The 13,163-nt window shown below is 52.9% G+C and carries 11 protein-coding genes and 2 tRNA genes; 7 read left to right on the plus strand and 6 right to left on the minus strand.

Annotated features, from left to right (window positions below):
• Positions 1–65 precede the first annotated feature (65 nt).
• The 6 genes from menC (at position 66) to JMJ16_RS23685 (ending at position 4,330) form a co-directional block, all read left to right on the plus strand.
• Positions 66–1,199, plus strand: a complete 1,134-nt coding sequence (gene menC / locus JMJ16_RS23660; RefSeq protein ID WP_201385496.1) for an o-succinylbenzoate synthase — start codon at positions 66–68, stop codon at positions 1,197–1,199.
• A complete protein-coding gene (locus JMJ16_RS23665; RefSeq protein ID WP_201385498.1) occupies positions 1,196–2,731 on the plus strand; it encodes an o-succinylbenzoate--CoA ligase in 1,536 nt (511 codons plus the stop codon). Before menC ends, JMJ16_RS23665 begins: the two co-directional genes overlap by 4 nt.
• Before the next feature lie 205 nt (positions 2,732–2,936).
• A complete protein-coding gene (locus JMJ16_RS23670; protein WP_201369397.1) occupies positions 2,937–3,317 on the plus strand; it encodes a response regulator transcription factor in 381 nt (126 codons plus the stop codon).
• A gap of 234 nt (positions 3,318–3,551) precedes the next feature.
• The gene (locus JMJ16_RS23675) at positions 3,552–4,037 is read left to right on the plus strand and encodes an 8-oxo-dGTP diphosphatase (RefSeq protein WP_201385500.1); all 486 of its coding nucleotides are present in this window, start codon (positions 3,552–3,554) and stop codon (positions 4,035–4,037) included.
• 92 nt (positions 4,038–4,129) lie between these two features.
• Positions 4,130–4,215, plus strand: a tRNA-Ser gene (locus tag JMJ16_RS23680).
• Positions 4,216–4,257: 42 nt separating this feature from the next.
• Positions 4,258–4,330: transfer RNA gene (locus JMJ16_RS23685), tRNA-Trp, on the plus strand.
• Positions 4,331–4,377: 47 nt separating this feature from the next.
• Here the strand turns inward: JMJ16_RS23685 and JMJ16_RS23690 are convergent.
• The 6 genes from JMJ16_RS23690 to JMJ16_RS23715 form a co-directional block, all read right to left on the minus strand.
• Positions 4,378–4,869, minus strand: coding sequence for a group I intron-associated PD-(D/E)XK endonuclease (locus JMJ16_RS23690; protein ID WP_201385502.1), 492 nt, complete (start codon positions 4,867–4,869; stop codon positions 4,378–4,380).
• A 214-nt stretch (positions 4,870–5,083) separates the two neighbouring features.
• Positions 5,084–6,310 (minus strand): cell wall metabolism sensor histidine kinase WalK, encoded by a 1,227-nt coding sequence (locus tag JMJ16_RS23695; RefSeq protein ID WP_201385504.1) that lies wholly within the window; start codon positions 6,308–6,310, stop codon positions 5,084–5,086.
• An 87-nt stretch (positions 6,311–6,397) separates the two neighbouring features.
• On the minus strand, positions 6,398–7,390 hold the full coding sequence (locus JMJ16_RS23700) for an MBL fold metallo-hydrolase (protein WP_201385506.1): 993 nt from the start codon (positions 7,388–7,390) through the stop codon (positions 6,398–6,400).
• A gap of 18 nt (positions 7,391–7,408) precedes the next feature.
• Entirely contained in the window at positions 7,409–8,587 is a 1,179-nt protein-coding gene (locus JMJ16_RS23705) for a PAS domain-containing sensor histidine kinase (protein WP_201385507.1), read from the minus strand.
• The gene (locus tag JMJ16_RS23710; protein ID WP_201385509.1) at positions 8,542–8,748 is read right to left on the minus strand and encodes a hypothetical protein; all 207 of its coding nucleotides are present in this window, start codon (positions 8,746–8,748) and stop codon (positions 8,542–8,544) included. The genes JMJ16_RS23705 and JMJ16_RS23710 overlap by 46 nt, the downstream gene beginning before the upstream one ends.
• A 331-nt stretch (positions 8,749–9,079) precedes the next feature.
• Positions 9,080–11,320, minus strand: coding sequence for an ATP-dependent Clp protease ATP-binding subunit (locus JMJ16_RS23715; protein ID WP_201385511.1), 2,241 nt, complete (start codon positions 11,318–11,320; stop codon positions 9,080–9,082).
• 606 nt (positions 11,321–11,926) lie between these two features.
• On the opposite strand from JMJ16_RS23715, the gene JMJ16_RS23720 reads away from it, so the two are divergent.
• The gene (locus tag JMJ16_RS23720) at positions 11,927–13,138 is read left to right on the plus strand and encodes an acyl-CoA dehydrogenase family protein (protein ID WP_201385513.1); all 1,212 of its coding nucleotides are present in this window, start codon (positions 11,927–11,929) and stop codon (positions 13,136–13,138) included.
• Positions 13,139–13,163 lie beyond the last annotated feature (25 nt).

Consider the following 13,163-nt stretch of genomic DNA (forward strand, 5'->3'; position numbering starts at 1 on the left):
CTGCATGCTATTGTACCTGGGACGTATTGAGAGAGAACATCTTTGAGCATAGAGGAAACGAGCATATGCAGGTACAGGCAATCGACCTTCTCCCCTATCGCATCCCTATGCTGGGGGGCTTCACGACGGCACACGGCACATTTACGCAGCGTGAGGGCTGTCTGATAAAAATCACGACATCAGGGGGCATCATAGGCCTGGGCGAAGCGGCACCACTGCCAGATTTCAGTGGCGCTACCTTCGCCGAGACCTATGCTGCTCTCAACACCCTGCGGGATCAGCTGCTCCAGCGCGACTGTGTGGAGGCAGTAAGCAGCCTCTATCCCCTCCTGGAAGAGCAGGGATATCCCGCCTCAGCTCTCTATGGCCTGGAATGCGCGCTACTTGATGCATGGGGCCAGCACGAAGGCATGAGCCTGCACACACTGTTAGCCCCCGCTGGCACGCGACCACGTGCTAATGTCGCTGTGAACACCGTCATTGGCGCCGCCACAACCGAGGCCGTGACACAGGCCGCACAAAAAGCCATCCAGGCGGGTTTTGACTGTCTAAAGCTCAAGATGGGTCTGTCTGATCATCCCGAAGAGGAAATTAAGCGAGTCGCAGCCGTACGATCCGCGATAGGACCACAGGTACACCTGCGCCTGGATGCCAACGAGAAATGGAGCCAGGAGCAGGCGACGACCATCCTGGAAGCCTGCACCCAATATGACATTCAATATGTAGAGCAGCCACTGCGCGCCTTTGACCTTGAGGGCATGTATCAACTCAGGCAAAGGGTAGCAATCCCCCTAGCAGCTGATGAGGCGGTCTACGATCTGGCAAGCACGCGTCGCATCTTAGACTGGCAGGCCGCCGATGTGCTGATTATCAAGCCGCAACTGGTGGGTGGGCTCTACCCGGCACGCTCCATCATTCAAACAGCCAACGCCGCAGGCGTGCGTTGCGTGCTTACAAGCTCGCTTGAGGCAGGTATATCACTGGCAGCCACGCTCCACCTCGCAGCCGCCTCGCCCGAAGTGACGATGGAATGTGGCTTAGCCACGCTTGCGCTTCTCGAAGATGACTTACTCACCAATCGAATCACTATCAGGGACGGTTTAATGCCCGTTCCGACAACGCCAGGGTTAGGTGTACAGCTTGATCAGGCGGCCCTGGCTCGCTATACATTCATACCATCACAAGAGGAAGTTCGATGAACACCGCTTTATCTCACGATACCATCTTGCCCAACTGGCTCCTACGCTGTGCCGAGAATCAGCCTAACCACCCGGCTATACAATGTGGTTCTGTGCGTTGGAGCTTCACTGAATTGCTGCTCCAGGCCGATCACCTGGCCTACCAGCTCGCGACTCGTGGCGTGAGCAAGGAGAGTCGTGTTGCCCTACTGGCGACTAACGGTCTGCCCTTTGTCGTCACGGTCCACGCCTTGATGCGCCTGGGCGCCATCCTGGTCCCGCTTAATACCCGCCTGACCCAGCAGGAGCTTGCCTGGCAATTGAGCGACGTCCGGGCAACCTTTCTCTGTAGTGACCAGCGCTACGCCGATATAGCCCAACAACTAGCTGACGAAATTACGCCTCTCGCGCATGTGCTCATTACAAGCGATGTCCAGCAGAACGTTCTTGTCGCGGATCAGACCGAGGAGCCTGTGATCGCGCTGCAAGAGAACATTGGCCTGGATGCGGTTCACTCCATTATGTACACCTCCGGCACCACGGGGCATCCTAAAGGGGTATTGATTACCTATGGCATGCTCTGCTGGGGTGCGCTCGGCTCGGCGCTCACTCTTGGCCATTATGCCGATGACTGCTGGCTTGCCTGTCTCCCCCTCTTCCATGTAAGCGGTCTAACAGTCCTGATGCGCAGCGTCATCAACGGTATTAGCGTCAACTTACACGAGAAATTTGAGCCTGAAGCCGTCAATCGGGCCATCTTTGAGGAACGAGTTACCATTATTTCGGTTGTGGCCGTCGTCCTTCAGCGAATGCTTGATGCTCTCGACGCCTCAGAGGCACAGGGAAGGTATCCCGCGACGTTGCGCTGCGTGCTCCTGGGAGGAGGACCAGCCCCCAGGCCTCTATTGGAGCGCTGCGCCGCCAAAAATATTCCTGTAGTACAGACCTATGGCCTGACCGAATCATGCGCGCAGGCAGTAACGCTCCTGCCTGCCGACGCGCTACGCAAACTTGGCTCGGCTGGCAAGCCCCTCTTCCCCGTGCAGTTGCGCATCCTCACTGAAGACTATCAGCCCGTTCCTCCTGGCGAGCCAGGTATTATTCATCTCCAGGGGCCAACCATTACACCTGGCTATGATCATCGTCCCGAGGCCACAGCGCGCGCATTTCACAATGGCTGGTTCACCACAGGAGACCTGGGATACGTGGATGAAGAGGGATACCTGTATGTGCTTGACCGGCGCACCGATCTGATCATCTCTGGTGGCGAGAATGTCTATCCAGCAGAGATTGAGGCTGTGCTCATGAGCCATCCAGAGGTAGAGGATGCGGGTGTATGCGGCATTGATGATCCACAGTGGGGACAGATCCCCATCGCCTTTGTACGCCTGAGAGAGGGGAGTAGCCTCACAGCCACGGAGCTGCTTCCATATGTTACACAGCATCTAGCACACTACAAACGGCCAAAGGCTATTTACGCGGTCGCACAACTTCCACGCAACTCAGCCGGGAAGCTCTTGCGCCGTGAGCTACCTGGATTACTCCCCTCCTAACGACAGAAGCGCTACAAATAAACAACAGAAATGCAAACAAAAGTTTCGCAAATGCGAAACTTTTGTTTGCATTTCTATATCATTTTTTGACATTTGAAAATACTTATAAGATTTTAATGTCAAAATTCACGTATTTCATGGTATTATTGCTTATAAACAGTTGCGTGTCCAGTATGCTTAATTTCCATTACAAGGAAGTAACGTTATGTATATCGCGGTAATTGAGGAAGAACCACTGATCCGAGATATGCTACGCCATGCTTTGGAGCTAGGGGGTCATAGAGTCGATATCTATGGCACAATGCCAGAACAATTTCGCTTATATGACCTGCTCATTGTTGAGCCAGGAGAGTTCGGGCAAGGCTTTCCCGCCATTTCTCAGCTTATGCGTGGCTATTGCATACCCATCTTGATTCTTACTTTTTATGAGTGGAACGTGTGTATGGCGAGGGAATATAATCTACCTGCGATTCACAAGATGCCTTTTCGCTTGACGCATTTACTCAGGACGATTGGACGCTTTAGCCAGTTTAAAGCACGTTTGCCTCAACCACAACCTCATCAAAGCCCCCTTGAAGCGTGTTAGGATAGTTTTATGGCCCTGCCTGAAACAGGGCCAGCTCGCTGCGCGATAGTCCAAATCTCCTCTCCACTGGTCACCAACACACTCGCGCGCTTACAATGAGAGGGATGATTTAAATTCCTGATAGGTGGTCTGGTGCGTGCTGCCAGCCGCAGGTTGGCAGCACGCACCAGACCACCTATCAGGCGAGCGCCGCAGGCGCGAGAGGTCAAGCACAACCGAAAGAGATACATTGCTATGTTCCAACCAATTTTGGCAACCCTGGGGTATATTCTCTCCCCCGACGGGAAGCAGATCCTGATGATTCATCGCAACAAACGACCAGATGACCTGCACTATGGCAAATACAATGGCCTGGGTGGCCGTGTAGAGGCCAATGAAGATATTGTTACGGGTATGCGCCGCGAGATACGCGAGGAGTCGGGGCTAGAAGCAGACCATATGCAGCTTCGCGGCACCATTTCCTGGCAGGGCTTCGGCAAGAACGGGGCCGACTGGTTCGGCTTTATCTTCCTGATCGATGCCTGGCATGGCACGGCACACAGCGGAAACGCTGAAGGCACGCTAGAGTGGGTACCACGCGATACCATCACCACGCTGCCCATGTGGCCCAGCGACAAGTATTTCCTGCCCATGGTCTTTGATGGCGAGCCTCAGCCCTTTCATGGACACATGCTCTTTCGCAACGGCGAATGCCTCAGTTGGAACTATCAACGCCTCTAAAAAAACCTGATAAAAAGTGTTGACAAAACGGCGCCTGTGCTATATACTTATTTCCAGTTCGAAGGAGTGAATAGCTTCGGCGGACACTGTTCGGAGAGGTCGCATAGTGGCCTAGTGCGAGCGTTTGCTAAATGCTTGAGGTTAATACCCTCCGTGGGTTCGAATCCCACCCTCTCCGCTAGCTTTACAAATATGTAGGGCTAACAGTTTTAGACCCTGTAGGGGTGGTGCCCAACGGTTGAGGCGGTCGTCTCCAAAACGACTTTCAGAAGGTTCGACTCCTTTCACCCCTGTGTAACTTAAGCGTCTCCTTACTCTAGGAGACGTTTTTTTGTGCAAGTTATAGCTCATAATCTTCTGCCCAGTAAGCTGAATGGGCAATTTCCTCAGAGTAAGGTTCATGCCAGGTTTTATGTCGATTACCACGCAACATTCCTGCCTCTTTGAAGCGTAAATTACAGGTATTCCTGGGTGCTCCAGCAACCGGAAGCATGTATACTTTATTCAGATCTAAGTTATACACAGCAAAGTATTCAGCTCTCCCATCATAACCGTTTTTTCTGTTCCCTTTCCTTGCCGAAACAGTAGAGGCTGTGTTGAATTCAAGATAGGTTCCATCTTGGGACAGACGTGCCGTTTTAACCTGAATACGAACCAGGCGGCTTTCCTGATGAGCAAAAAATCCGAAATTCCGATGCTCTTCTGTAATAAAATAAGCAAGATCATATCCTAGATGATCAGCCCAGGGGAGTAACACTTCAAACCCTAATTGCACCAGCCGATTTAAAACGGCTGTATGGCTTATTAAGCCTACTTGTGATGTATTTCGCATACCTGCCCCTCCATACCCACAACTCATCTACTTTAAAGTAGATAACTACTCCTTACAAGCAAATCTATGCACAGCCTGTAGGGTATTTGTTTTTCATTGATTCCCGCCAGATTATATTCAACTATCTAAATTATCAAAATATATTATAGTGCAAATTTTGCTTTATCCAATATAAGCAGTACAATTCAACTCATGGGATAGGATATCAAGGTAGCTACTTCAGAGGCAACTCGACAAAGAACTCGCTGCCCTGGCCGGGCTGGGATTCGCACCATATGCGGCCTTCGTGGCGCTCGACGATCTCTTTGGAGATACTCAGGCCCAGGCCCAGGCCCTTTTTCGTGGAGGCTTCGGCGTCAGGAGTACGATAAAAGGTGTCGAAAACTTTTTCGAGCTGATCGGGGGCGATGCCTTTACCGTGATCGCGCACATGGATCAGCGCCTTGCGCCATTTGCGCTCAACACAAACCTGGACCACGCTCCCCTCTGGAGAATACTTGACCGCGTTCCCCACAAGATTGATCAAGACTTGCTCGATCCGATCTCGATCTACGCTCACCATGACCTCTTTTGGCGGCAGCCTTAGCTCTATATGCCGCCCGGTGAGCAATTTCTGGTCATCAACCACCTGCTGGCAAAGCTCATTAATATTCAACTTATGCTTGTTAAGCGCCATTTTGCCTGTACGCATACTGCTGACATCGAGTAACTCTTCAATGAGCGCCGTCAGGCGCATCGTCTGTTCATTAATGCGCTCCAAGGCAGTATGCATATCGCTCACATTCATCTCGCCATCCTGTTTGGCCAGGCGGCGCAGAGCCAGCTGGGCCTGGCCGCGAATAGTGGTGATAGGCGTCTTCAATTCATGAGAGGCGATGGAGAGGAAGCGATCCTTCGTTTGATTGGCATCTTCGAGTTTCTGGTTACTGGCTTCCAGCTCCGCAGCATACTCTTTCAACTCTTGCTCGGCTATCAAGGTCTGCCAACGCGCACGCTCGCGCTGGGCCGTGATGATGGCGATCGTAATGCCAGAAATGAAGAATGGGAGGATTCGTAGACCATCCTCCCAATGTTGCCAGCTAATGCTCTGGTTATAACCGATAAAGAAGTAATCAATATAGAGTGCGCCCAGCAGCACCGTAAAGAGCGAGGGCATGGTACCCCAGAAGGTGGCAATAAACAGCACCGGGAGCAGAAGCAGCGAACCCGCGAAATAGATTCCGCCCCCACCTATCCAACCATCAAGGGTTTGCTGTCCCCAGCCAAGCAGGCCCACGAGCAAGATGCTCAGGAGATAGCCAATCAGTGGGTGACGCCATAGTGGAAGGGAGGCGGTAAAATTTCTTCGTAATTCCGCCCGCTGCTCGAACGTCATACGTCGAATATGCCTTCCCTGGTGATCGATATATGTATCTTTTTGTGTTGACTTCGTGGTCGTCATCCGCTCTATCCCTATTGGAACGCCTCTGCTCTTCTCAATTATCAACTTCTGAAAGTCATTTTCCAGGAGTTGGACTGCGTTGCTTTATTATATCCTTGCCAGGCGCTCATTTTCTACCTGCATACTTGCCTCTTGCATGCGCGCATCGTGCATCGCAATTAAAGGTACCTCTGGATGAGAACGTGCAAAGTGATGAAGCTCTAACAATGTCTGTAAGGCTGTAGCTTTATCGCTCGTCACACCATTCCAGAAGAGCGGGTGGGGCGTCGTTGGATAGAGGTAATTTTCGGCCACATGTGCGGCATCGCCCAGGAAAAAGAGGCGAGCACCATTGGCACGATTGATGAACATACCGGTATTGCCAGGAGTGTGGCCTGGCAATGAGATGAGCACGATAGAGCCATCGCCAAACACATCCAGACTGGAACGGAAACCTTCATACGAGGGCCCCTCCAGGTCAAAGCAGGTAAGGGGGCTACCCTCCATCAGACGCCATACCAGACCCTTATGGAGGGGAATCACACCTTGTTTGGCTGCATCAAACTCGACGCGATTGACGCGCAGCGGCACACCTACGATATCGGGAACACCGCTGACATGATCCCAGTGCAGGTGCGAGAGCAACACAAAGTCCAGGTCTTCCGGTTTTAGGTCCTGCTCATGTAAGGCCCCACGCAGTGTCTGTTCTACTTTGAAGCGGGCCAGCGTCTGGCGAAAAGTCAATGGCTGATCCTTCAGGTGCTGATAGATATCGCCACTCAAGCCTGTATCGTAGAGGAAGGTACCCTGGGGGTGCCGGACCAGGACCGAACTGTAAGCAATCTTTCTCGGCTTAAGCGAGAGCGAACCACGAACCATGACCAGCTCGGGCCAGAAGACGCTTCCACAGCGCAAAATATGAACATCCACGTCTGGTAGCTGCTGGTCCCGCTGTTGCTTCTCAGTACCACTCTCTCCGGCGGGCAACAATTGCATGTTAAAACGAGGAGGCATCAAACTTTTGATCGCCGCCCCAACACCGAGCGCTGTCAGCGATACTGCTCCCCAGGCTAACCACTTATTCACTCGCTTTGGCTGCATTCTTTTCTCCTGGCATAGCTAGATTAACTCCTGGTGTGCCAGTGGAAGCTCAAACCAGAACGTTGATCCTTGACCGGGAATACTCTCTACACCTACATGCCCATGATGGTGTTCTATAACTGTCTGGCTGATGTAGAGTCCCAGTCCCAGCCCAACGCCAGAACCACCTAACACCCGGATCTTTGGACATTGATAGAAACACTCCCAGACACGCTGCTGCTCTTCCACAGTAAGACCCTGCCCTTGATCGCGCACCTCCAGGCGCACGCACGCTCCTGCTCGCTGAAGAGATAGAGTAATCTCCTTGTCGGCAGCCGAATACTTTAAGGCATTGCGTAGATAGCTATTTATTACCTGGGAGATTCTTCCCGCGTCAGCAATAACTGTCAGGGTATCGTCTGAAGAGAGTTCTTTATGTATTGTACGTTCAGAGTTGACCTTTTGTTGCTCACTAACAACCTGCTCCACTATTACGCGCACATCGCATTCATCTTGCCGCAGGTAGGACGCAAAGCGCCCAGACTGAATCCGCGAGATATCTACCATGTCACTTACCAGGTTGGAAAGCACACCGATCTGGCGCTCGGCACGCTCCATCAGGTCGCTGGCCATCTTAATCTTATCAAATGTCTCTGCCTCATGTACATTCAACTGTTTCATAGCCGTCTTGAGGCGTCGCATCGCCAGTTGAACGTTGACTTTAATCGCAGTCAATGGAGTACGTAACTCGTGGCTGGCGACACCAATGAACTCTTCCAGGCGTTGGGTCGTGGCATGCAAAGTCACGACCTGATGCCGTGTCTCCTCACGCGTACGCAAGAGATACTGCCGCTCGCTAATCAGTGCAGACGTCTCTCGTGCCAGATCACTCTCTTGTATATCAGGAAGGGCAGACTCTACGCGCTGGGACATTTCTAACTCTTCACGCTTACGCTCATCAATGTCGGTGCCAATAAAGATCCACTCCCGCACCTTGCCATACTCACCCAGAACGGGAATGGCACGTACACCAAAGGGGTGGTAGATACCATCAAAGCGCTGGATACGATATGCAAGCTCATACGGCCTCCCGCTGAGAGAGGCGCATTGCCAGGCATGCTCCACCCACTGTCGATCCTCGGGATGAACCATCGCTTGCAGATCTTGATGGCTCAACCGCTTGCCGTACTGCCCGGTATAAGCATGCCAGGCTTCCATCTGGCGCTCCATAACCCTTCAGCATCCACTATCCACACCATTTGCGCTAATGCCGCGACCAGAGAACGATAGCGCGCTTCGCTCTCGCGGAGTTGCCGCTGCAAATCGTTTACTTCCACGCTTTTATATTGTCCCCGTTCAGGACTTTTGTCTGCCATCATACGATGCTGCCTTTATTCTTCAACTTCAAAAGTTTTGATATAGACATTTTTACCACCGCCCTGACCCGCTTATGGCCACCCTCACCTACTCCTCCAGGCACCTCCCAGGCCCAACAAAACCTCCCAATTTTATAGAGACGTACAGATTATCATGCCTAAATTTTCTGCCAAAAAAAGGGAAGTTTCTTTCACTTGCTCTTTACACGGCTGAGTTCTCAGAATAGATGCAAGCAACCTCTTTTCCCCAGGGATAGAACTCTGTGCCAAAAAGCCAGGCGACCGGGAATCCTCCCGGTCGCCTGGCTTTTTCTTATCTGCGGCTTCGCCTGTGCTAGGCGTTATTTTTCACCGCCTCGTAGGGGCGAACAACGATTTTCTTATCTTCCACATCGACGTATACCGCCTGGCCACTGACGATTTCACCTGCCAGCAAGGCGTCTGCCAGCGCGTCATCGACATAAGACTGGATGGCCCGACGCAATGGGCGAGCACCATACTCCTCGTCGAAGCCTTCCTCAAGCAGGAAGTCACGGGCGGCATCACTGACCACCAGCTCGATCCGCTGCTCGCTCAAGCGTGAGCGAACCTGGTCCAGCAAGAGTTCAACGATGCTGTAGAGCTCTTTCTTGGCCAGCGAGTTAAAGACAACGATCTGGTCGATACGGTTGATGAACTCAGGGCGGAAGACCCGCTTGAGACCCTCAAACGCCTTCGAGCGCATGGCCTCTTTCTGCTCCTCGCGCAGAGACTCACCCTTCTTGATGGTGAAGCCAATGTTCGCAGCCTTCTTCAGGTCTGAACCGCCTACGTTACTGGTCATGATCACAACAGTGTTCTTAAAGTCGACCGTGCGACCCTGACCATCGGTCAGGCGACCATCATCCATGATCTGCAACAGGGCATTGAAGACCTCAGGATGCGCCTTCTCAACCTCGTCAAAGAGGATGACACTGTAGGGGCGACGGCGTACCTGCTCCGTCAGCTGACCACCCTCGTCATGCCCCACATATCCGGGAGGGCTACCAAACAGGCGCGAGACGGTATGCGGCTCCATATACTCCGACATATCGAAGCGAATGATGTGGTCGGCACCACCGAAGAGTTCAGCGGCCAGAGCCTTCGCCAGCTCGGTCTTACCAACACCAGTTGGACCCAGGAAGAGGAAGGACCCAATCGGGCGCTTCGGATCTTTGAGGCCCGCACGCGAGCGGCGAATCGCACGCGCCACGGCTGAAATGGCCTCATCCTGGCCGATAACATGCTTGCGCAGGTCCTGCTCCAGGTGACGCAGATTCTGACGCTCGCTCTCCAGCATCTGGCTCACCGGGACGCCGGTCCAGGTCTCTACGACCCTGGCGATATGCTCGGGGGTCACGATGAGTGAGACTTCATCCTGAGACTTACCACGCGCCTCGCTCAGCTTCTCCAGCACCAGGAGTTCTTGCTGGCGCATCAAAGCCGCATGCTCGTAGTCTTCCGCGTTCGCCGCAGCCTCTTTCTGCGCCTGAATCTCTGCCAACTCCTTCTCCAGGTCAGCGATCAAAGTTGGACTCAAGATGCCCTTCTCGGTCGCCTCCAGGCGCAGGGCGGAACCGGCCTCGTCCATGACGTCGATAGCCTTATCAGGCAGGAAGCGATCATTGATATAGCGATCAGACAGCTTTACCGCGGCCTCGATAGCCTCATCTGATATACCGATGCCATGGTGGGCCTCATAATTGGCCCGCACGATATGCAGCATGTCGATAGCTTCCTCGACATTGGGCTCGCTCACCATAATTGGCTGGAAGCGGCGCTCCAGGGCAGCATCCTTCTCAATATGCTTGCGGTACTCGTCCAGGGTAGTGGCACCAATACAGCGCAACTCACCGCGTGCCAGGGCAGGCTTGATCATATCACCCGCGCCAACCGCGCCCTCAGCCGCGCCAGCACCAACAACAGTATGCAATTCATCAATAAAGACGATTGTATCGGGATTATCGCGCAGTTCTTCCAGAATAGATTTGATACGCTGTTCAAACTGACCACGGAACATCGCACCTGCGACCATACCGCCAATGTTGAGCGAGACGATGCGCTTGCCACTCAGATTGGGTGGAATATCGCCCGATTGAATACGGCGCGCCAGGCCCTCAACGATTGCGGTTTTACCAACACCTGGCTCACCAATCAGGACAGGATTATTCTTCTGCCTGCGACCCAGGACAGTAATCATGCGGCGTAGCTCTTTCGCACGCCCGGCGGCAGGATCAAGTTTCCCCTCAGCCGCTTCAGCCGTCAGATCGCGACCATATTGATCAAGCGTGGGAGTCTTGCTCTGCTTCGGCTGCCGTTCAGCCGTCGCAGTATTGACACTCCCCTGACCACCCGAAGCTTTCTGTGAACCGCCCGAGAAACCAAATGGGAAGGGAGCACCTGCAATATCCATATTGTCAATGCCACCCATCTGGCCCATCGCGTTCATCAGTTCGTCAACACACGACTGGCACAGGTAGTGCGATTCGCGTCGCCCGTCGACCATCTGATCTACACGAACACGCGCGGGATTCTTTCGACAACGCTCACATTTCATTATTTATATGCTCCTCATCTTTTCTCAAGATAGGGGGGATGATTCCCTTCGGTTAGTAGTTAGCAATTGGTTCGTCTGACTGCTAAAAGTATAGCATATTCTTTTTGCTCTGTCTAGCACTCTTGCGACTTGATTGCTAACTCACCATTTATAACAGCGGCTCCGTTGGTATTATTCCCGGTATAGCGTTCACTTCCAGCAATGTTCCTGACACGCTCTTTGGGATGCTATTTCAAGGTGTCGCAAAACATTTCACAGGTGTACCCACAATAACGCCAGACTTACTATGCTTATTCCCTTCCATGATGGCTCTCCGCACGTGCCCACCGCCAGATTCGTCTACTTCAGTAAAACGAGACCGATAAAAGTTACTTTCTTCTTTTACGAACATAGAGATGGAAAAGATACGCACCTATTCCCTCTAGTAAGAAAGACGCTGCTCACACCAAATATATGCGGCTGCTCCTGAGAGCTATTACATCAGAATATTATCGGCATATCTCTTTCCTTCAACATCCTACGCCCTTCTCACAAGAGACGCATAGGATGTGATATATTCAAAAAGTATGGTAATGTCGCCAAGCAAGACAAAGGAGATCAAGGGTTATGGATTTCGCCTATTCGGAGAAGGTCAACGCTCTACGACAGCGCCTGACTGACTTTATGGAACACGCTATTTATCCCAACCAGCAACGCTATAAAGAGCAGATCGCGGCCTCAGGCAATCCTCACCATCACGCGGAGATTGTTGATGAACTGAAAGAACGTGCGAAGGCAGAGGGTCTCTGGAACCTCTTTCTGCCCGATACTGAATACGGAGCTGGCCTGAGCAACCTGGAGTATGCGCCCCTGGCTGAGATTATGGGTCGTGTCACCTGGGCATCGGAGGTCTTCAATTGCGCGGCCCCTGATACTGGAAATATGGAAATTCTTGCTCAGTTTGGCACAGAGGAGCAACAACAACGCTGGCTGCGTCCCCTCCTTGATGGCGAGATTCGCTCGGCCTTTGCCATGACGGAGCCAGATGTGGCCAGCTCTGACGCGACCAATATTCAACTGACCATCATGCGCGATGGAGACGACTATGTACTCAATGGGCGCAAATGGTGGATCTCGGGGGCGGCTCGCGAACGCTGCAAAATCTTCATCGTCATGGGAAAGACCGATCCCCAGAATCCGGCCCGCCATAAGCAGCAAAGTATGATCCTGGTGCCACGCGACACCCCTGGACTGACCGTGGTTCGCAATCTGCCTGTCATGGGCTATATCGATAACGAAGGCCACTGCGAACTGCGTTTTGAGAACGTGCGCGTTCCTGCCAGCAACCTCCTCGGTGAGGAGGGGAGCGGCTTTGCTATCGCTCAGGCACGCCTGGGACCCGGTCGCATTCATCATTGTATGCGCTCCATTGGTACAGCCCAGTACGCGCTTGAACTCCTCTGCCAGCGCGCGACACAGCGCATCGCCTTTGGCAAACCGCTGGTCGAGCAGGGAGTTATTCAGGAATGGATCGCGCAGTCGCAGTTGGAGATCGAGCAGGCGCGGCTGCTCACGCTGAAAGCGGCCTGGCTCATCGATACCCAGGGCAAGAAGGCCGCGAAAGATGCCATTGCCATGATCAAAATCGTGGCACCCGAGGTACATACCAATGTCGTCAGCAGAGCCATGCAGGTCTTTGGGGCTGCAGGCTTCAGCGATGATTTTCCGCTGGCCTCCCTCTGGGCGCATGGACGCACGTTACACATTGTGGATGGGCCAGATGAGGTTCATAAGCGCACCCTGGCACGCTCCATCATCCAGCAGCTCACACAAGACTAATTTATCCATCTACACCGTAATAAAG

It is taken from the genome of Ktedonobacter sp. SOSP1-52 (assembly GCF_016587395.1).

Bases quoted from the DNA above. Each gene is read 5' to 3' on its own strand.
- JMJ16_RS23690 (WP_201385502.1), bottom strand. From the start codon at position 4,869: ATGCGAAATACATCACAAGTAGGCTTAATAAGCCATACAGCCGTTTTA.
- JMJ16_RS23695 (WP_201385504.1), bottom strand. From the start codon at position 6,310: ATGACGACCACGAAGTCAACACAAAAAGATACATATATCGATCACCAG.
- JMJ16_RS23720 (WP_201385513.1), top strand. From the start codon at position 11,927: ATGGATTTCGCCTATTCGGAGAAGGTCAACGCTCTACGACAGCGCCTG.
- JMJ16_RS23665 (WP_201385498.1), top strand. From the start codon at position 1,196: ATGAACACCGCTTTATCTCACGATACCATCTTGCCCAACTGGCTCCTA.
- JMJ16_RS23670 (WP_201369397.1), top strand. From the start codon at position 2,937: ATGTATATCGCGGTAATTGAGGAAGAACCACTGATCCGAGATATGCTA.
- JMJ16_RS23675 (WP_201385500.1), top strand. From the start codon at position 3,552: ATGTTCCAACCAATTTTGGCAACCCTGGGGTATATTCTCTCCCCCGAC.
- JMJ16_RS23700 (WP_201385506.1), bottom strand. From the start codon at position 7,390: ATGCAGCCAAAGCGAGTGAATAAGTGGTTAGCCTGGGGAGCAGTATCG.
- menC (WP_201385496.1), top strand. From the start codon at position 66: ATGCAGGTACAGGCAATCGACCTTCTCCCCTATCGCATCCCTATGCTG.
- JMJ16_RS23710 (WP_201385509.1), bottom strand. From the start codon at position 8,748: ATGATGGCAGACAAAAGTCCTGAACGGGGACAATATAAAAGCGTGGAA.
- JMJ16_RS23705 (WP_201385507.1), bottom strand. From the start codon at position 8,587: ATGGAAGCCTGGCATGCTTATACCGGGCAGTACGGCAAGCGGTTGAGC.
- JMJ16_RS23715 (WP_201385511.1), bottom strand. From the start codon at position 11,320: ATGAAATGTGAGCGTTGTCGAAAGAATCCCGCGCGTGTTCGTGTAGAT.